At 70.1% G+C, this 19,203-nt stretch carries 15 protein-coding genes; 5 read left to right on the forward strand and 10 right to left on the reverse strand.

What is annotated here, in order from left to right; all coding sequences use genetic code 11:
* Positions 1-41: 41 nt before the first annotated feature.
* From rodA to EHF44_RS05160, 5 genes are all read right to left on the reverse strand, one after another.
* A complete protein-coding gene (gene rodA / locus EHF44_RS05140; protein ID WP_124682757.1) occupies positions 42-1,184 on the reverse strand; it encodes a rod shape-determining protein RodA in 1,143 nt (380 codons plus the stop codon).
* Between the two features lie 12 nt (positions 1,185-1,196).
* Positions 1,197-3,590 (reverse strand): penicillin-binding protein 2, encoded by a 2,394-nt coding sequence (gene mrdA / locus EHF44_RS05145; RefSeq protein ID WP_124682758.1) that lies wholly within the window; start codon positions 3,588-3,590, stop codon positions 1,197-1,199.
* Between the two features lie 34 nt (positions 3,591-3,624).
* A complete protein-coding gene (gene mreD, locus EHF44_RS05150) occupies positions 3,625-4,137 on the reverse strand; it encodes a rod shape-determining protein MreD (protein ID WP_124682759.1) in 513 nt (170 codons plus the stop codon).
* Positions 4,134-5,120: a rod shape-determining protein MreC gene (gene mreC, locus EHF44_RS05155; protein ID WP_124682760.1), complete on the reverse strand. Its 987-nt coding sequence runs from the start codon at positions 5,118-5,120 to the stop codon at positions 4,134-4,136. Before mreC ends, mreD begins: the two co-directional genes overlap by 4 nt.
* 138 nt (positions 5,121-5,258) lie before the next feature.
* Positions 5,259-6,302, reverse strand: a complete 1,044-nt coding sequence (locus tag EHF44_RS05160) for a rod shape-determining protein (RefSeq protein WP_019450345.1) — start codon at positions 6,300-6,302, stop codon at positions 5,259-5,261.
* Between the two features lie 846 nt (positions 6,303-7,148).
* On the opposite strand from EHF44_RS05160, the gene gatC reads away from it, so the two are divergent.
* The 5 genes from gatC (at position 7,149) to gatB (ending at position 12,126) form a co-directional block, all read left to right on the forward strand.
* A complete protein-coding gene (gene gatC / locus EHF44_RS05165; RefSeq protein WP_124682761.1) occupies positions 7,149-7,448 on the forward strand; it encodes an Asp-tRNA(Asn)/Glu-tRNA(Gln) amidotransferase subunit GatC in 300 nt (99 codons plus the stop codon).
* A 49-nt stretch (positions 7,449-7,497) separates the two neighbouring features.
* Entirely contained in the window at positions 7,498-8,997 is a 1,500-nt protein-coding gene (gene gatA / locus EHF44_RS05170; protein ID WP_124682762.1) for an Asp-tRNA(Asn)/Glu-tRNA(Gln) amidotransferase subunit GatA, read from the forward strand.
* 16 nt (positions 8,998-9,013) lie between these two features.
* On the forward strand, positions 9,014-9,493 hold the full coding sequence (locus tag EHF44_RS05175; protein WP_124682763.1) for a hypothetical protein: 480 nt from the start codon (positions 9,014-9,016) through the stop codon (positions 9,491-9,493).
* A gap of 25 nt (positions 9,494-9,518) precedes the next feature.
* On the forward strand, positions 9,519-10,595 hold the full coding sequence (locus tag EHF44_RS05180) for a dienelactone hydrolase family protein (protein WP_124682764.1): 1,077 nt from the start codon (positions 9,519-9,521) through the stop codon (positions 10,593-10,595).
* Positions 10,596-10,671: 76 nt separating this feature from the next.
* Complete coding sequence (gene gatB, locus EHF44_RS05185; protein WP_124682765.1) at positions 10,672-12,126, forward strand: Asp-tRNA(Asn)/Glu-tRNA(Gln) amidotransferase subunit GatB; 1,455 nt, start codon at positions 10,672-10,674, stop codon at positions 12,124-12,126.
* A gap of 83 nt (positions 12,127-12,209) precedes the next feature.
* On the opposite strand, the gene EHF44_RS05190 is transcribed toward gatB, so the two are convergent.
* From EHF44_RS05190 to EHF44_RS05210, 5 genes are all read right to left on the reverse strand, one after another.
* The gene (locus tag EHF44_RS05190) at positions 12,210-13,292 is read right to left on the reverse strand and encodes a hypothetical protein (RefSeq protein WP_124682766.1); all 1,083 of its coding nucleotides are present in this window, start codon (positions 13,290-13,292) and stop codon (positions 12,210-12,212) included.
* A gap of 200 nt (positions 13,293-13,492) precedes the next feature.
* Positions 13,493-14,194, reverse strand: a complete 702-nt coding sequence (locus EHF44_RS05195) for a tetratricopeptide repeat protein (protein WP_124682767.1) — start codon at positions 14,192-14,194, stop codon at positions 13,493-13,495.
* Positions 14,195-14,325: 131 nt separating this feature from the next.
* Entirely contained in the window at positions 14,326-15,309 is a 984-nt protein-coding gene (locus tag EHF44_RS05200; RefSeq protein ID WP_172966011.1) for a YadA family autotransporter adhesin, read from the reverse strand.
* A 173-nt stretch (positions 15,310-15,482) separates the two neighbouring features.
* Positions 15,483-16,178, reverse strand: coding sequence for a two-component system response regulator KdpE (gene kdpE, locus EHF44_RS05205; protein WP_124682769.1), 696 nt, complete (start codon positions 16,176-16,178; stop codon positions 15,483-15,485).
* Position 16,179: 1 nt separating this feature from the next.
* Entirely contained in the window at positions 16,180-19,095 is a 2,916-nt protein-coding gene (locus EHF44_RS05210; protein ID WP_253699987.1) for a sensor histidine kinase, read from the reverse strand.
* Positions 19,096-19,203 lie beyond the last annotated feature (108 nt).

Genomic DNA, 19,203 nt, shown 5'->3' on the forward strand with positions numbered 1-19,203 from the left:
TTTTCGGCTGGCAGTGTAGCAAAGTGCCTTAGCGGGCGGCTTCAGGTCTGGATCAGCCGCTTCTGCCGCGAAATACTCATCAGGATGCCGATGCCCATGCCCAGCGTCACCAGCGCCGTCCCGCCATAGCTCAGCAGCGGCAGCGGCACGCCCACCACGGGCAGGATCCCGCTCACCATGCCCATGTTCACGAACGCATAGGTGAAGAAGATCAGCGTGATGGCCCCGGCCAGCAGCCGCGAGAACAGCGTGGGCGCGTTGGCCGCGATATACAGCCCGCGGAAGATCAGCAGCAGGTACAGCACCAGCAGCACCGCGTTGCCAATCAGCCCGAACTCCTCGGAAAACACCGCGAAGATGAAGTCGGTGTGCTTTTCCGGGATGAATTCGAGGTGGGTCTGGGTGCCCTTGAGCCAGCCCTTGCCCGTCACCCCGCCCGAGCCGATGGCGATGATCGACTGGATCGTGTGGAAGCCCTTGCCCAGCGGGTCGGTGGTCGGGTCCAGCAGCGTGCAGACGCGGTGCTGCTGGTAGTCGTGCAGCACGGGCCAGTTCACGCCCGGCGCGCAGATCTGGCTCTCGTAGGCCACCAGCAGCGTGATGGCCACCACGCCCACCGCCAGCAGCGGCAGGATGATCTTCCACGACAGCCCGGCGAAGTAGATCACGTACAGGCCGGCGGCCAGCACCAGCAGGCCGGTGCCCAGGTCTGGCTGCTTGGCGATCAGGCCCACCGGGATGCCCAGGATGGCCAGCGCCACGATGAAGTCGAACCACTTGATCACGCCCTCGCGCTTCTGGAAGTACCACGCCAGCATCAGCGGCATCGAGATCTTCATGATCTCGGACGGCTGGATCACCATGCCCACGTTCAGCCAGCGCCGCGCGCCCTTGCGGATCAGGCCGAACATCGCCACGGCCACCAGCAGCGCCACCCCCACCGTGTAGAGCGGCACGGCAACCCGCATCAGCAACTGGGTGGGCATATACGCGATGACGATCATCACCACGTACGACAGCAGGATGTTGCGAAGCTGGTCCTCCACGCGGCCGGGCATGTCGATGGCGGCCGAATACAGCGCCACGATGCCCGTGGCGAACAGCAGGAAGACGATCAGGGCCAGCGGCTTGTCGAAGCCGGTCAGGGCCGTCTTGATCATCGATGCGACGCGGCGTTTGTCCATGGCGCGTCTCCTTTACTCTGAAGCGGATTGGCCGGCGCCGGCCGGGGCGGTCTGCGCCACCTTGGCGGGCCGGGCCGGCTGGGTGCGGGGCTTGGGTGCCGGCGCCGACGCGGGCGTGGCCTTGGGGGCCGGGGCCTGCGGTGCCGACGCGGGCGGCTTGCTGTGGCCCAGCGCCTGCAGCATGCGGGCGTCGAGCGTCACCACGGCCGATGCCGGGGCGATCGCGGCGGGATCGAGCTGCGCGGCGATCGACTCCGACGCCGTGCGCGCCGCCGGCACCGCGCCGGACGCGGCGGCCACGGCGCTGGCCGCACCGGCCGCACCGGCCACGGCGGGCGCGCTGGCCCCGGCGGCCGACGCCGCGGCAACGGTGCCCGGCGCGGTCTGCATGACCGTGGCCGTGGCCGCGTTGGCCGTGTCGCCGGTCGTGAACACGCTGGGCGTGTCCACCGGCGGGCGGTTGCCGGCCCGCAGCGCCTCCTCGGGCGGCGGCGCGGTGGCCTGCAGTTCCTCGGGCCACTTGCGCAGCAGGTAGTAGTCCATCACCTTGCGCGCGATCGGCGCCGCCACGGCCGCGCCAAAGCCGGCGTTCTCGACGATCAGCGCCAGCGCGATCTTCGGCTTGTCAGCCGGCGCGAAGGCCGTGTAGAGCGAGTGGTCGCGCTTGCGTTCGTCCAGCGCGTGGTGGTTGTACTTCTCGCCCTTGGCCAGCGTGTAGGTCTGCGCCGTGCCGGTCTTGCCGGCCGATTCGTACGCCGCGCCCGCGAACACGCGCGCCGCCGTGCCCGAATGGGTCACCGCCACCATCGCCTTCTTGATCACGTCGATGTCGGCCTGCTTGAACGGCAGCCGGTAGCTTTCCTTGGGCACCGTCAGCGCCCGCTGGCGCGTGACCGAGTTCTCCACCGCCTTCACCAGGTGTGGCTTCATCGCCACCCCGTTGTTGACGATGATCGACACCGCGTTGGCCAGCTGCAGGATCGTGAAACTGTTATAGCCCTGGCCAATGCCCAGCGAGATCGTCTCGCCTTCGTACCACTTCTGCTGCTCGGGCTTGCGGTACGCCTTGCGCTTCCATTCCGTGGACGGCAGGATGCCGCGGCTTTCGCCCTCGATGTCGATGCCCGTCAGCTGGCCAAAGCCCAGCGGCTTCATGAAATCGTGGATGCCGTTGACGCCCATGTCGCGCGCCAGCGCGTAGTAATAGGTGTCGCACGACTGCACGATGGACGTCTGCATGTCCACCCAGCCGTGGCCGCCCGGCTTGTCGTCGCGGAACGTATGGTTGCCCAGCGTGAAGAAGCCCGGGTCGTGCATGCCCCACGCGGCCGTGCGCTTGCCCGTGGTCAGCGCGGCCAGCGCCATGAACGGCTTGTAGGTGGACCCCGGCGGGTAGGTGCCGCGCAGCGGGCGGTTCAGCAGCGGCTTGTCGGGCGAATTGTTCAGTTCGTCCCAGGTCTTCGAGTCGATCCCCTCGACGAACAGGTTCGGGTCGTAGGTCGGCTTGGAGACGAACGCCAGGATGTCGCCGGTATCCGGTTCGATGGCCACCAGCGCGCCGCGGCGGTCGCCAAATAGCTGTTCGGCCAGTTGCTGCAGCCGGATATCGAGCGACAGGATCAGGTTGTTGCCCGGCGTGGCCGGCGACGTGGACAGCGTGCGGATGGGCCGCCCGCCCGCGCTCACTTCCACTTCCTCGAAGCCGGTCAGCCCGTGCAGTTCGGTCTCGTAGCTCTGCTCCAGGCCGATCTTGCCGATGTAGTTGGTGCCCTTGTAGTTGTCGGCGTCCTTGCGCGGGTCGTACCTGGCGGGATCGGCGTCGTTGGCCTCGTCCATCGCGTCGATCCGCTCCTGGTCGCGCTGCGAGATGCGGCCCAGGTAGCCCACCACGTGGCTGGCCGACTCGCCCAGCGGATACTGGCGGAACAGCCGCGCGCGCACGTCCACGCCCGGAAAGCGGAAGCGCTGGGCCGAAAACTTCGCCACTTCCTCGTCGGTGAGCTGGCTGCGGATCGGCAGGCTCTCGAAGCTGCGCGATTCCTCCAGCAGCCGCTTGAAGCGGCGGCGGTCGCGCGGCTGGATGTCGACGAGCCGCGCCAGTTCCTCGATGGTGTTGTCCAGCGTGTCGGTCAGCTTGGACGGCGTGATTTCCAGCGTGTACGCCGAATAGTTGCGCGCCAGGATCACCCCGTTGCGGTCCATGATGATGCCGCGGTTGGGCTCGATCGGCGCCACGGAGATGCGGTTGTCCTCGGCCTTGGCCGAGTACTGGTCGTGCTTGTACCACTGCAGCCACAGGAAGCGGGTGAACAGCAGGCCAAAGCAGATGACCGTGAACAGGGCGGCCGCCGCCACGCGGATGCGGAAGCGGCCGATTTCCAGTTCGACGTTGCGGATTTCGGTCATGGCGGTACTGCGGCGGCTGGGCGGTAGGGTTGGACTAGATCGGCCGCGTCTCGTCGACGTCGGCCGAACGGCGCTGGGGCGCCAGCAGCAGCGCGGTGGCCATCGGCCAGAGCACCGCCTCGATCACCGGGGCCACCAGCAGCGGCCAGCCCGGCAGCGGCGCACCCATCGCCAGCCGGATCACCACCGGCACGGCATGGGTGATGAACAGCAGCGGCATCACGTGCAGCGCCTGGGTATAGACCGAGAACCACAGCACGCGGCGGTGGATGGTGATCGCAAAGTAGGCCAGCAGCGTGTACGCCAGCGCGTGCTCGCCCAGCAGCCGGGCGTCATGCACGTCCATCAGCAGGCCCAGCAGGAACGCCACGCCCATGCCCACCTTGCGCGGCTGGTGGATGTTCCAGAACACCAGCACCAGCGCCACCATGTCCGGGATCCAGAGCGTGGTGCCCCACGGCATCAGGTTCCACAGGAAGGCCAGCACGAACGTCAGCGCGATGAAGACCGGGTTGACCGGCCGCAACAGGTATTGGGACGTCGTCACTGGGCTCGCTCCAGGGATTTCTGGCGATCGGTGGACTTGTCGCCGGGCTTGTCGGCCGCCTTCTGCTCTGCGCCGGCGCGGGCGGCGGCGGAACGGGCGCCCTTCTCGGCCTTGGCCGGGGCGGTTTCCTCCTGCGGGCGCGGGCCCAGGCCCGACTCGTAGCGCACCACCAGCAGTTGCCGGTGCGAGCGCACGCCCGCCACCGGCTCGCAATAGACGCGCGAGAACGCGGTATCGGCCTTGCGCTCGATCTGCACGACCTTCGCCACCGGCAGGCCCGGCGGATAGGTGCCGTCCAGGCCCGACGTCACCAGCAGGTCGCCCTGCTGCAGGTCGGCCGATGCCGCCATGAAGCGCAGGTCCAGCAGCCCGGCGCGCGACCCGCCAAACGCCACGCTGCGCAGCCCGTTGCGCACCACCTGGACGGGGATGGCCTGGTCCTTGTCGGTCAGCAGCGTCACTTCGGACTGGAACGGCGACACCCGCGTGACCTGGCCGATCACGCCGCGCTCGTCGATCACGGGATAGCCGGTGCGCAGGCCCTGGGCGCTGCCGCGGTCGATCACGATGCGCTGGCTGTACGGGTCGCGGGCGTCGTAGAGGATCTCGGCCGCCGTGACCGGCGTGGCCGACTGCTGCTGCAGGTTCAGCAGCTTGCGAAGCTGGCCGTTCTCGGCCTCCAGCTGGGACTGGCGCACGTAGGCGTTGGCCTGCTCCACCGCGTGGCGGCGCAGTTCGCGGTTTTCATTGGCCAGCGTGACCGATGACTGGGCGTAGTCGAAGACGCCGCGCAGGGCGTCGCGCGGCACCAGTACCAGCCGCTCCACCGGCATCAGCACGGTAGCGGCCACCTGGCGGGCGATGCGCATGGCGTCGAAGCGCGCGTCGACGATCAGCAGCGCCAGCGCGATCGCCACGAAGACGACCAGCCGGGCGACAGCGGACGTGCCTTGCTTGAAGAGCGGCGGTGGAGAGTAATCCATTTACCGGTGGGCAGGCGAAACCCATCCGCCAGCGCGCCCGCGGCCCCCGGGCGGGGCGGGGCGGAACGGGCTGGCGGGCGTAGACATCGAAGGGCGCGGGGACGGGGCGACGCGGGTCACCACGGTCCCAGCCACGTATTACTCGTAGGAGAAGATGCTGCCGAGCTTGTCCATGCGCTCCAGGGCCATGCCCGAGCCGCGCACCACGCAGGTCAGCGGGTCTTCGGCCACCAGCACCGGCAGGCCGGTTTCCTCGGCCAGCAGGCGGTCCAGGTCGCGCAGCAGCGCGCCGCCGCCGGTCAGCATCATGCCGCGCTCGGCAATGTCGGCGCCCAGTTCGGGCGGGGTCTGTTCCAGCGCGATCTTCACGGCCGACACGATCTGGTTCAGCGGATCGGTCAGCGCCTCAAGGATTTCGTTGGACGACACGGTGAAGGCGCGCGGAATGCCTTCGGACAGGTTGCGGCCCTTCACTTCCATTTCGCGCACTTCCGAACCCGGGAACGCGGAGCCGATTTCCTTCTTGATCGCCTCGGCGGTCTGCTCGCCGATCAGCATGCCGTAGTTGCGGCGGATGTAGTTGACGATGGCCTCGTCGAACTTGTCGCCGCCCACGCGCACCGAACCCTTGTAGACCATGCCGCCAAGCGAGATGATGCCCACCTCGGTGGTGCCGCCGCCGATGTCCACCACCATCGAGCCCGACGGCTCCGAGACCGGCAGCCCGGCGCCGATCGCGGCCGACATCGGCTCCTCGATCAGGTACACCTGGCTGGCGCCGGCGCCCAGCGCCGATTCGCGGATGGCACGGCGCTCCACCTGGGTCGACCCGCACGGCACGCAGATGATGATGCGCGGGCTCGGGCGCAGCAGCTTGGTGTCGTGCACCATCTTGATGAACTGCTTGAGCATCTGCTCGGTCACCGTGAAGTCGGCGATCACGCCGTCCTTCATCGGCCGGATGGCCTCGATGTTGCCCGGCACCTTGCCCAGCATCTGCTTGGCTTCCTTGCCGACGGCGGTGATGGTCTTCTTGGCGTTGGGGCCGCCTTCCTGACGGATGGCCACGACCGACGGCTCGTCCAGGACGATGCCCTTGTCGCGCATGTAGATCAGGGTGTTGGCGGTGCCCAGGTCGATGGCCAGGTCGTTGGAGAAATAGCTGCGGAGAAATCCGAACATCAGGAATCCTGTCTTCTGTTGGTTCGCGGGTATGCGAAGCGGCCGGTGCCTGCGGCGGCCCGGCCACGAATACGTTTGCAAGGGTGATGGTTCACGGTTCCCCGGCGTGCGCGGCCGCGCCGGCCTGGCCGGCGCGCCCGGTACCCCTGGCACGGCAAAACCCCCGGTGCGCCAGCGGCGATCCGCTCGGGCCGGCGCGGTGTTGCACGCCGGACCTACGGGAACCTTTGATTAGACTCTGCGTGAAAGTTCGCCGCCAGATGCGCCGGACAGGACGAATACGTGAAGTACGCCTGACGATTGCAGTAGCCTAATCGGAGGAACCAGTTTCTTACGACCGAAAAAACGATGAAAACGGGCCGCTAATTGACGGCCAGGCCACGATCATGGCGCATTACTGTTGCATGCTCGCGACGCCCGGCGGTGCATGCCGTCCGTCTGGGGCCATCGGCACCGCTGGCGACGCTGCCCGCCGCGGTCTGCCGATGCGCGAACTGTGCCGACCGCATCACCGCCCGGCCGCCGCGCCGAAACCCAAGTGGAGCGCGCGCTGCGGCAAGACAGCAGCGCGTAATGATACCTTATAATTCCGGCTGTTTCGGGGCGTTCGGGCCCTGAAAAACTTGTAACTTCGACGATCCTGGGGTGCCCCCCGGGCGCACCCGTCCGGCACCCCCTGGCCATGGCGCCAGTTGCCGGACGCGCGGCGTCCTTGCGGGCCCCCCGACGGCCACCCGACGACGGTTGGGTGGACGCCGGTCCGCGAACCGGCGCCCACCCGCGCGTCACGGCCGCAACACCCCCCGGTCCGCAGGACCGAACCCGGCGCGCGCGCCGTACCACGCCATGGCTCTCGAACTCTCCGACGTCAAGCGCATCGCGCATCTGGCCCGCATCGAAACCAGCGATGCCGAGGCCGAGCAGACGCTTGCCCAGCTCAACAACTTCTTCTCCCTGGTGGAACAGATGCAGGCGGTGGACACCACCGGCATCGAACCGCTGGCCCACCCGCTGTCGGCCGTGCGCGACATCGCCCAGCGCCTGCGCGACGACGCCGTGACCGAGTCCGACCGCCGCGACGACTACCAGCGCCCCGCGCCCGCCACCGAAGGCGGCCTGTACCTGGTGCCGAAGGTCATCGAGTGACGACGCCCGCCCAGCCGTCGCCCACCCTCCAGCCGCCTGCCGATCCGACATGACCTTTTCCGCCGACCAACAGACCTCCCTGCGCCAGATCGCCGACGCGCTGGCCGCCCGCACCATTTCCGCCGAGGAACTCGCGCGCGACTACCTGGCCCGCATCGACGCGGCCCGTGACCTGAACGCCTTTGTCGACGTCGACGCCGGGCGCACGCTGGCCCAGGCCCGTGCCGCCGACGAGCGGCGCGCCAACGGCCAGGCCGGCCCGCTGACCGGCGTGCCGATCGCCCACAAGGACGTCTTCGTGACGCGCGGCTGGAAGTCCACCGCCGGCTCGAAGATGCTGGCCGGCTACGAGAGCCCGTTCGACGCCACCGTGGTCGAGCGCCTGGCCGCCGCCGGCATGGTCACGCTGGGCAAGACCAACATGGACGAATTCGCGATGGGGTCGTCCAACGAGAACGCCTGGCAGGGGCCGGTGCGCAACCCGTGGGACACCAGCCGCGTGCCGGGCGGGTCGTCGGGCGGGTCCGCCGCCGCCGTGGCCGCGGGCCTGGCCCCGGCCGCCACGGGCACCGACACTGGCGGCTCGATCCGCCAGCCGGCGTCGTTCTCGGGCATCACCGGCATCAAGCCGACGTACGGCCGCGTGTCGCGCTACGGCATGATCGCGTTCGCGTCGTCGCTGGACCAGGGCGGCCCGATGGCCCACACGGCCGAGGACTGCGCGCTGCTGCTCAACGCGATGGCCGGTTTCGACCCGAAGGATTCCACGAGCCTGTCGCCCGAGCAGGGCGGCGTGGACGAGGACTTCACCCGCCTGCTGGGCCAGCCGCGCGCCGGCGCCAGCGCGTCGCAGCCGCTGGCCGGCCTGCGCATCGGCCTGCCGCGCGAGTACTTCGGCAAGGGGCTGTCGGCCGACGTCGAACAGGCCGTGCGCGCCGCGCTGGCCCAGTACGAGAAGCTGGGTGCCACGCTGGTCGACGTCTCGCTGCCCAAGACCGAGCTGTCGATCCCGGTGTACTACATCATCGCGCCGGCCGAGGCGTCGTCGAACCTGTCGCGCTTCGACGGGGTGCGCTACGGCCACCGCGCCGCCGAGTACCGCGACCTGCTGGACATGTACAAGAAGAGCCGCGCCGAGGGCTTCGGCCCCGAGGTCAAGCGCCGCATCATGGTGGGCACCTACGTGCTGTCGCACGGCTACTACGACGCCTACTACCTGCAGGCGCAGAAGATCCGCCGCATCATCGCCGACGACTTCCAGCGCGCGTTTGCCGAGTGCGACGTGATCATGGGCCCGGTGGCGCCCAGCGTGGCCTGGAAGCTGGGCGAGAAGACCGCCGACCCGGTGCAGATGTACCTGGCCGACATCTTCACGCTGTCCACCAGCCTGGCCGGCCTGCCCGGCATGAGCGTGCCGGCCGGCTTTGGCGACGGCAACATGCCCGTCGGCCTGCAGATCATCGGCAACTACTTTGACGAAGCGCGCCTGCTGCAGGTGGCCCATGCCTTCCAGCAGGCCACCGACTGGCACCTGCGCCGTCCGGCCTGAACGGGGCGCCCGGACCATGCGCCTGCACGCCCTGCCCCGCCTGCCGCTGCGGCTGGCCGCCGCCCTGACGCTGGCCGTGATGGCCACGCTGCTGGCCGGCTGCCAGATCCCGTTCGTCGGCCGCTCCACGCCCATCGCGGCGCGTGACATCGACCTGGTCGGCAACTGCCAGCGTACCGAGGAAGACGGCTTCCGCGAGGACGCGCAGTTGCGCGTGGCCGACAACACCGTGCAGCAGCTGAACTGGAAGCTGTGGGTCGGCAAGCGCGGCTCGTGCAGCTTCAACCTGGCCGAGTTCCGCCAGGTGCGCAAGACGCCACACATCGAGCTGCGCGCCAACGACGGCAGCGCCTGCAAGCTGATGGTCTGGCAGGACCCGCGCCGCGTCACGCTGGCGCACGCGGGCTGCCAGGCGCGCTGCACGCCGGGCATCTACGAGGAAGCCTGGCCCGTGATGTTCGAGCCGGGCACCGGCGCCTGCGCCAGCACGCGCTAGCGGCCCGCCCAACCAGACCCAGACCATGGCGCTGCCCCAGCCCGCCTCTGCCCGGCCACCGACGGTTCCCACCGTGGTGGGCCGCTGGCTGCGCGGCACGCTGGCGGCCGGCGCCATCGCCATCGCGCTGATGCCATCGGCGCCGGCCCAGCCAACCGTGGCGCTGGCGCCGATGGCGCCCGCCGCGCCGCTGCCGGCCCTGTCGGCACCGGCCAGCACGCCGCTCGCGATGCCTGCCACGGCCACCGAACCCGCCACCGCGCGCGTGCGCCTGCCCGCCGAGCCCGGCATGCCGGCGCTGACCGCGTACTGGTTCATGCCGCGCGAGGGCTCGGTCGCCCGCAGCCAGCCGCTGCCCGTGGTGGTGGCGCTGCACGGCTGCGGCGGGCTGGTCGACATGAAGGTGGCGGCCCGGCGCGCCGGCACCATCGAGGAAGTCATCGACCCGGCCGGGGGGCTGCAGACCCGCTACCGCGACTATGCGCACTGGCTGACCGAGCGCGGCTACGCGGTGCTGATGCCCGACAGCTTCAGCCCGCGCGGCAAGGCGCAGGGCATCTGCACCGAGGCGCTGGACAACCGCGCCATCGACGAGAAGACCCGCCGCGCCGACACGCTGGCCGCGCTGCGCTGGGTGGCCAGGCAGCCCGGCATCGACACGCGGCGCATCGTGCTGCTGGGCTGGTCCAACGGCGCGCAGGCCGTGCTGGCGACGATCGACGCCAGCCGCCCGTGGCCCGAAGGCACGCCCACCGTGGACCGCGCCGTGGCGTTCTACCCCGGCTGCAAGCGCGCCGTGCAGCAGCACGACTTCCGGCTGCGCACGCCGCTGCTGCTGATGATTGGCGGCGCCGACGACTGGACGCCCGCCACGCGCTGCGCGATGCTGCAGAATGCAGTGCAGAGCCGGCAGCCCAAGGCCCGTTTCCGCCTGGAGATCTATCCCGGCGCGTACCACGGCTTCGACGGCACCAGCGAACTCCACGTGCGGCGCGACGTTGCCGCGCGCCAGGGGTCCGGTGTCACGGTCGGCGGCGACGCCGTGGCGCGCGTGGCCGCGCTGGCGCAACTCGATTCATGGCTGGCGAGCCCGGACCCCTGACGACACCCAGACGCGGGACCCGGATTCGACACCAAACGCACACCGATACAGCAAGACTTCATACAGGAATACCGCCATGCAATGGGAAGTGGTGATCGGCCTGGAGACGCATACGCAGCTCTCCACGGCCTCCAAGATTTTCTCCGGCAGCTCCACCGCGTTCGGGGCCGCCCCGAACACGCAGGCGTCGCCGGTTGACCTGGCGCTGCCGGGCGTGCTGCCGGTGCTGAACAAGGGCGCCGTGGAGCGCGCCATCCAGTTCGGGCTGGCGATTGGCGCCAGGATCGCGCCGCGCAGCATCTTCGCACGCAAGAACTACTTCTACCCCGACCTGCCGAAGGGCTACCAGATCAGCCAGTACGAGATCCCGGTGGTACAGGGCGGCCAGATCACGATCCAGGTGGAAGGCAAGCAGGGCGTCTACGAGAAGACCGTCAACCTGACGCGCGCGCACCTGGAGGAAGACGCCGGCAAGTCGCTGCACGAGGACTTCGCGGGCATGACCGGCATCGACCTGAACCGCGCCGGCACGCCGCTGCTGGAAATCGTGACCGAGCCCGACATGCGCAGCTCGGCCGAGGCCGTGGCCTACGCCCGCGCGCTGCATTCGCTGGTGGTGTGGCTCGGCATCTGCGACGGCAACATGCAGGAAGGCAGCTTCCGCTGCGACGCCAACGTGTCGGTGCGCCCGGTGGGCCAGGAGAAGTTCGGCACCCGGCGCGAGATCAAGAACCTGAACTCGTTCCGGTTCCTGCAGCAGGCCATCGACTATGAAGTGCAATGGCAAATCGCCGAGATCGAGGACGGCCGCGAGATCGTCCAGGCCACCGTGCTGTTCGATCCGGACACCGGCGAGACGCGCGCGATGCGCACCAAGGAAGACGCGCACGACTACCGCTACTTCCCCGACCCGGACCTGATGCCGCTGGAGATCGACGCGGCCTGGATCGAGCGCGTGCAGCGCGACCTGCCCGAGCTGCCGGCGGCCATGCAGGCGCGCTTCGTGTCGCAGTACGGCCTGTCGGCCTACGACGCCAGCACCATCACGGCCACCAAGTCGATGGCCGCCTACTACGAGGCCGTGGTGCAGGCCGTGGGTGCCGCCAGCGCCAAGCCGGCCGCCAACTGGCTGATGGGCGACGTGGCGTCGCAGCTCAACCGCGACGGCATCACCATCGACGAGGCGCCGGTCCAGCCGGCCCAACTGGCGAAACTGCTATCGCGCATTGCCGACGGCACGGTGTCGAACAACACCGCCAAGAAAGACGTCTTCCCGGCGATGTGGGCCGGCGAGAGCGACGGCGACGCCGACGCGATCATCGCCGCCAAGGGCCTGAAGCAGATGTCCGACACGGGCGAGCTGGAAAAGATCATCGACGACGTACTGGCCGCCAACGCCAAGTCGGTCGAGGAATTCCGCGCCGGCAAGGAAAAGGCGTTCAACGCACTGGTCGGCCAGGCCATGAAGGCCACCAAGGGCAAGGCCAACCCGGCCCAGGTCAACGAACTGCTGAAGAAGAAGCTGGGCTGAGCGGGATCGGCATCCTGGAATGAAAGCCGGCCACGCCCGAGAGGGGGTGGCCGGCTTTTTTCATGGGTGCGGATGGCTGCCGGTCAGCCCCGCCCTTCCAGCGCGGCCAGCCGTGTCTGCAAGCCGGCCAGTTGTTCCAGCAGGGCGTTGAGCTGCCCCAGGTTCACGGCGTCGTTGGCCTCGGTGCCCGCCGCCACGTTGACGATCTGCCGCGGCAGGTCCGGCGCGCCGACGGAGACGGCCTGCGCGCGGTCGCACGTGGAGCCAGCGCCAAGTGCCACGCTGCCGGTTGCGGTCGCCGATGCCGCGCTGCCGAGTGCCACGGTGTTGCCGCTGGTAGCGCTGGCGTTGGAGCCCACGGCGAGCGCCGCGTTGCCCTCGCCGCTGGCGCGGGCACTGACGCCCACCGCAACGTCGCCGGTACTGGACGCGTGCGCGCGGCCGCCGATGGCCTGCGCGCTGTCGGCGGTGGCAGCGGCGCCGGACCCGATCGCCATCGCGCTTTCCCCGCCCGGCGCCAGCGCGCCCCGGCCGATGGCGATGCTGTTGGGGCCGCCCGCGCCGGCACCGGGGCCGAAAGCGATCGATTCGGTGCCCGCGGCCACCGAATCGCGCCCGGCGCTGTTGACGTGCAGGTACTTGGGACCCCGCGTGCCATCCTCCAGCGCGGTCACCCGCTTGGCGGTGGCATCGAGCTGGCTGCCGTTCACGGCATCGGTACTGGTTTCCGAGACCGCGCCCGGCGCCACGTTGACGATTATCCGGCGCGTATTGGCGTTGCCCACCGATACCACGTCGTCGGCGTCGGCCGTGCTGTGGGCGCCCAGCGCCACGCTGCGCGCGCCGGCCGCCGAGGCGTGATAGCCCAGCGCCAGCGCGCTTTCGGCGTTGGCCGACGCATCGACGCCGAACGCCTGGGCCGCGTGGGCGGCCGCCACCGAATGCCCGCCGATGGCCAGCGCCCGCGTGCCGCTGGCCTGCACCACGCCGCCGATCGCAATCGAATTGTGTTCGCCGGTGGCCCGGGCCATGACGCCGAATGCCATGTTCTCGACGCCGCTGGCCACCGCCACCGGCCCCACGGCCACCGAATCGGCGCCAGATGCATTGGCATCCTCGCTCCAGCCCGGGTTCACTCGAAAGTATTTGATGCCTTCCTGCGCCATCGCGTTGCTCCTGATCGTCCGTATTTGTAGGGATGCCCGCCATCGGCCTGCGATGGCCGGCGACGTAGCAAGGCCATCGTGTCAGACAACCTTTTCGGACGACATGGAAGCGGATGGAGCAACACTGACCCATGCCGCCTGCCGCCGGCATGGCAGCGCGGAGGCGGCAACCAGGGCGATGGGACGGCCGTCGCGGCCGGTTACATCGGGCTCTTGGCGCGCAAGCCCTCTTCCAGCAGCGACCGCAGCTTGGCCAGCGCGCCCGGGTCGCCATGCGCGGCGGCGCGGGCGTACCAGATCTTGGCCTGCTCGATGTCCTTGTCGACGATGCCAGGATAGCCGCGCTCGTAATAGCTGCCGACGATGTACTGCGCGCCCCCGTCGCCGGCCGTGGCGGCCTTGCTGTACCACGTGAACGCCTGCCCGTAGTCGCGTGGCACGCCGCGCCCGGTGAAGTAGTTGGTCGCCAGCGCCATCTGGGCCTGCGTGTGGCCGCCCTGCGCGGCACGGGCGTACCAGCGGTTGGCATCCTCCAGCGATTTCGGCACCAGCTCGCCCCGCTCGTGCAGGTCGCCTAGCGTGTACTGGGCGTGGGTCATCTGGTTGTCGGCGGCCTTGCGCAGCCAGACCAGCGCCTCCTGCGGCTTGGCGGTCGTGCCTTCGCCGCGCAGCAGCATCATCGCGTAATTGAACTGGGCGAGCCGATTGCCCTTCTGCGCGGCGGCGGCAAAGCCCTGCAGCGCGGCATCGAAATGGCCAGCCTCGTAGGCGGCCACGGCATCGCGGGTCTGGGACTGGGCGACAGCGGGTGGCTCACCCGCCGCATTCACGCTGCCGGTCAACAAGGCGGCATAAAGGATGGCGATCAGGCAGAGACGGGCGTAGGCGGGGGTCCGTGGCATGGAAGGCTCCGGAACCTCTGTCGAATCGAGGTCCTGATTTAGTGTAGGCGGCTTCTGGGCGCCCTCTTATGCCACGGACAAATTACTTAGATCTCGCTATCCTTTTTATATTCTTCGCGCGAATATCGACCTCAACTCGCCCCGGTCAGGCTGGCAACGCGGTCGCTCAACGCGGTCAACTGCGCCTGCAGTGCCTGAAGCTGATCGACGTTCACGGCGTCCGTCCCCTGCTCACCGGGTGCCACATTGACGATCTGGCGCGTACGCGCGCCTTCGGCGCCGACCGAGACCGCGCCCGCGCGATCGCATACCGAACCGTAGCCAATCGCCACACCGTAGTCCACATTGACCCGCGACTGGCTGCCGAGCGCCGATCCATAGAGCGCGGGAGCCGCCGAACTGGCGCCCAGCGCCACAGTGCCAACCTGGCTCGCCTGGGTGTTGGCGCCGATCGCGCACGCGAACATCTGGCTGGCGCCCGAATTCGCGCCCAGCGCCACACTCTGCGATGCCGTCACCGACGATTGGTCGCCGATTGCCACGGCCCGCACCGCCGAGGCAACGGCGACGCCGAGCGCAATGGCATTGGCGCCCGATGCGCTGGCCTTGCTGCCGACAGCGACGGCGTCGTTGCTGCTGGCCACCGCGCCTGCGCCGGAAGCCACGCTGTACGGTGCCGATGCATTGGCTTGTCGCCCGAAAGCCGAGGCACCCTCGGCAGCGGCCACCGCCAACGTGCCCACGGCCGTGGCGAACAGCGCCGTGGCCGACGTCGTAGACCCCACGGCCGTGCTGCGGTCGCCCGATGCGTTGGCCTCGGCGCCCAAGGCCGATGCGCGCCCCACCGTGGCCTGCGCGGCGCGTCCCACCGCTACGCTGTAGATGCCGGAGGCGCGCGCTATCGTGCCGACTGCCACGGCATTGTTGCTTCCCTCGGCCACCGATTCGGTCCCGATGGCAATGCCGTCGGCGCCGGGGGCATTGGCCGACTGCCCGATCGCGATCGCCGTGCTGCCCGTCGCCGTGGCGTCCGGCCCGGTCGCGTTGGCGCGGAAGTAGGGAATGCCGCTCGCGAGCGCGGCCGAAGTAGCCGTTGATTGGAATTGGTCTGCCATTGTCTGCTCCAAAGGTTCGATATCTGGAAGCCATCGGCCCTGCCGATGACGGACCCCCATCGTTCCAAAGGGCGTTGGCAGTTGCCATGGAAAGGGATGGAACAGACCGCTTCCATCGCCACGCCGCAAACGTGGCGCGAATTCTCCGGCGATGGATTCCCGCGTTCCCCGCCCTACCCCGCAAACCGGTACCCCACCCCCACCTCGGTCAGCAGATGCACCGGCTGCGCCGGGTCGGCTTCGAGCTTGTGGCGCAGGTGGCCCATGTACACGCGCAGGTAGTGGCTGCTTTCCGAATGCGACGGCCCCCAGACCTCGCGCAGCAGTTCGCGGTGGGTCATGACCTTGCCGCGATGGGCGATCAGCACGGCCAGCAGCCGGTATTCGATCGGCGTCAGGTGCACGGCCGCCTCGCCGCGTGTGACCAGCCGGTTGGCAAGGTCCACGCGCACGTCGCCAAACGCGATCTGCGGCGTGCCCTGGGGGTTGGCCCTGGCGTGGCGGCGCAGCAGCACGCGCACGCGCGCCACCAGTTCGCCCACGCCGAACGGCTTGGTCAGGTAGTCGTCGGCGCCGGCGTCCAGCGCGGCGATCTTGTCGGCCTCGTCGGTGCGGGCGGACAGCACCAGCACGGGCACCTCGGTCCACGTGCGCATCTCGCGGATCAGCGTCATGCCGTCGCCGTCGGGCAGGCCCAGGTCCAGGATGACGATGTCCGGCTGGCGCGTGCCGGCATCGATCAAGCCGCGCCGCAGCGTGTCGGCATCGTGCACGGCGCAGCCCTCGGCCTGCAGCGACTCGCGCACGAAGCGGCGGATATGGGGTTCGTCCTCCACCAGCAGGACGGTCGGCGAATAGTCGAAAGGCATCTCAGTGCGGCGTGGGTTGGGGCGGCGCGACCAGCCCGGGCTGGTCGGACGATTCTGGCAATTCGGGCGCGATGTCGGGCGGATTGCCGCGCGGCAGCGCCATGACGAAGCGCGCGCCGGGGCGGCCGGGCTCGACCCAGATGCGGCCGCCGTGGGCCTGCACGATGGCCTCGCAGACGGCCAGCCCCAGCCCGACGCCAGCCGTGGCCGACTCGCGCTCGCCGCGCGTGAATTTCTCGAAGATCCGGCGCTCCTGGCCGGCCGGCACGCCGGGGCCGTCATCGGCCACCACCAGCCGCACCTCGCCGTCGCCGGGCGCGCCGGTGGCCTCGCCCGACACGCGGATCGTGCTGCCCGGTGGCGTGTACTTGGCGGCGTTCTCGAACAGGTTGCACAGCACGCGCTCGACCAGCACGGCGTCGCACTCCACCAGCGGCAGCGCCGACAGGTCGTCCACCTGCACGCGATGGCCGCGCAGCGTGTCGCGCATCGACGCCAGCGCCGCGCCCACCAGTTCCTCCAGCGACTGCCAGCCGCGCTGCAGCGCCACGTCGTGCTGCTGCAGCCGCGCCATGTCGAGCAGGTTGACCACCATCGTGCGCATGCGCCGCGCCTGCGCGTGCAGCGCCGCCACCGTCTCCGCTGCCGCCGGCGGCAGCGGCGGGCTGGCGCGCTGCAGCGTCTCGGCCATGCCCAGCAGGCCGGTCAGCGGCGTGCGCAGGTCGTGCGACACCGCGGCCAGCAGCGAGCTGCGCAGCCGTTCCGATTCGATCGACAGCAGCGCGCGCTGCGCCACGTCGACGTAGTGCAGCCGCTCGATGGCGATGGCCACCAGCGTCGCGAACACGTCGGCCTGCCGGCGCAGTTCGGGCCGCGCCAGCGCGTGCCACGCGCTTGGCTCCACGGCCAGCACGCCGCGCGTCTGCATCGGCGCCTTCAGCGGCAGGTACAGCACGGTGCTGCCGGGCAGCGTGTGCGTGCCGGTGCCGGCCGGCTCGCCGTGGTCGTAGACCCACTGCGCCAGCACCGTGTCCACGGCCTCGCGCCGGGCCGTGCGCGAGCCGGCATCGGGCGACGACGGCCCCGCCACCGGCGCCAGCCGACCGCCCGCATCGGGCAGGAAGAACGTGGCGTGCGCGTCCAGCGCGGCGCGCAGGAACCGGCTGCCGATCTCGACGATCTGGTCCGGCGTCAGCGCCGCCGACAGCTCGCGCGCCAGTTCGTACAGCGTGCGCGCGTCGGTCTCGCGCTGCACCGCCACGCGCGCCTGCTCGCGCAGCCCGGCCGTGAGCTGGCCGATGACCAGCCCCACGGCCAGCAGTACCAGGAAGGTCAGCAGGTACTGCACGTCGCTGACCGCGAACGACAGCCGCGGCGGCACGAAGAAGAAATCGAACGACGCCACGGCCAGCACCGACGCCAGCGCCGCCGGCCCGCGCCCGTGGCGCAGCGCCACGCCGACCACGGCCACCAGGAACAGCATCGCGATATTGACGATGTCGAACCACGGCCGCGCCAGCGTGGAAACCCCCGTGGCACCGGCGCACCACACCACGGCCCAGGCGTAGTCACGGCGCCGCAGGCCGGGGCGGGGGGCGGCGTCGGCATCGGACAGCGCCACGCCAGGCGGCGGCGCGATGCCGGGCGCCATGCCGGGGGTGATACCGGGCGCATCGGGCCGGGTGGCGTCGGCGCGCGTGGTATCGGCGGCCACGCGGATCACGTCGATCTCGGGACAGTTCGCGGCCAGCGCATCGGCAAACGACGGCCGGCCGATCAGCCGCCCGCCCGCGCCCAGCAGCGGTGCCATGGTCCGCGCCAGCCACATGCGCGCGCGTTCGACCGGACCGCCGTCGGCACGCCATTCCGTGGGCGCGCGGCCCACCAGCACCTTGGTGAGGTTGTGTCGGCGGATATAGCCGGCCACGGCCGCCACCATGTCGTGCCCGGCCAGCGTCTCGGTGCGGGCGCCGAGCGATTCGGCCAGTTCCAGCGCGGCGTGCAGCCGCACGCGCGGCGGCTCGGCCGGCGGCAGCAGGTGCGACGCCGCCACGGTCACCACATGCCAGTCGCAGTCGAGCTGCCCGGCCAGCCGGTGCGCGCTGCGCACGACCTGCGCGGCATCGTCGCCGGGGCCGATGCAGGCCAGCACGGCCTCGCGCGTGCGCCAGACCGGCGTGATGCGCTCGGCGTCGCGGTACGCGCGCACATCGTCGTCCACGCGGTCGGCCGTGCGGCGCAGCGCCAGCTCGCGCAGCGCGATCAGGTTGCCCTTGCGGAAAAAGTTGCGCGCGGCGTGGCGGGCCTGCTCGGGCAGGTAGACCTTGCCTTCGCGCAGGCGCCGCAGCAGTTCGTCGGCCGGCAGGTCCACCAGCACCACTTCGTCGGCGCCATCGAACACGGTGTCGGGCACGGTTTCCCAGACGCGCACGCCGGTGATGCCGCCCACGGCCTGGTTCAGGCTGTCCAGGTGCTGCACGTTGACGGTGGTCCAGACGTCGATGCCGGCGGCCAGCAGCTCGTGCACGTCCTGCCAGCGCTTGGGATGGCGGCTGCCCGCCGCGTTGGAATGCGCCAGTTCGTCGACCAGGATCAGCGCCGGCCGCCGGCCCAGCGCACCATCGAGATCGAACTCGCGCAGCACGCGGTCACGGTACGGCACGTCGCGCAGCGGCAGTTGCGCCAGGCCGTCGAGCAGCGCCTGGGTCTCGGCTCGGCCATGCGTCTCGACCACCCCGACCACCACGTCCACGCCCTGCTCGCGCTGCGCCCGCGCCGCGGTCAGCATCGCATACGTCTTGCCGACGCCCGCCGATGCACCAAAGTAGACCCGCAACCGCCCCCGCGCCGCACGCACGTCTTCCGCCTGCATGCGTTGCAGGAGGGCGTCGGGGTCCGGACGATGGGGGTCAGTCATGGTTGCGGATTTTGCCATGGGGCGCGGGACGACATCGCGGGTATGGTTTGGCTCCGCTCTCCCGCGTTGCGGGAGAGCGGAGCGAAAACCGTGCGATCCGTCATGCGC

It is taken from the genome of Cupriavidus pauculus, assembly GCF_003854935.1.
In the GTDB taxonomy this organism is placed as follows: domain Bacteria; phylum Pseudomonadota; class Gammaproteobacteria; order Burkholderiales; family Burkholderiaceae; genus Cupriavidus; species Cupriavidus pauculus_C.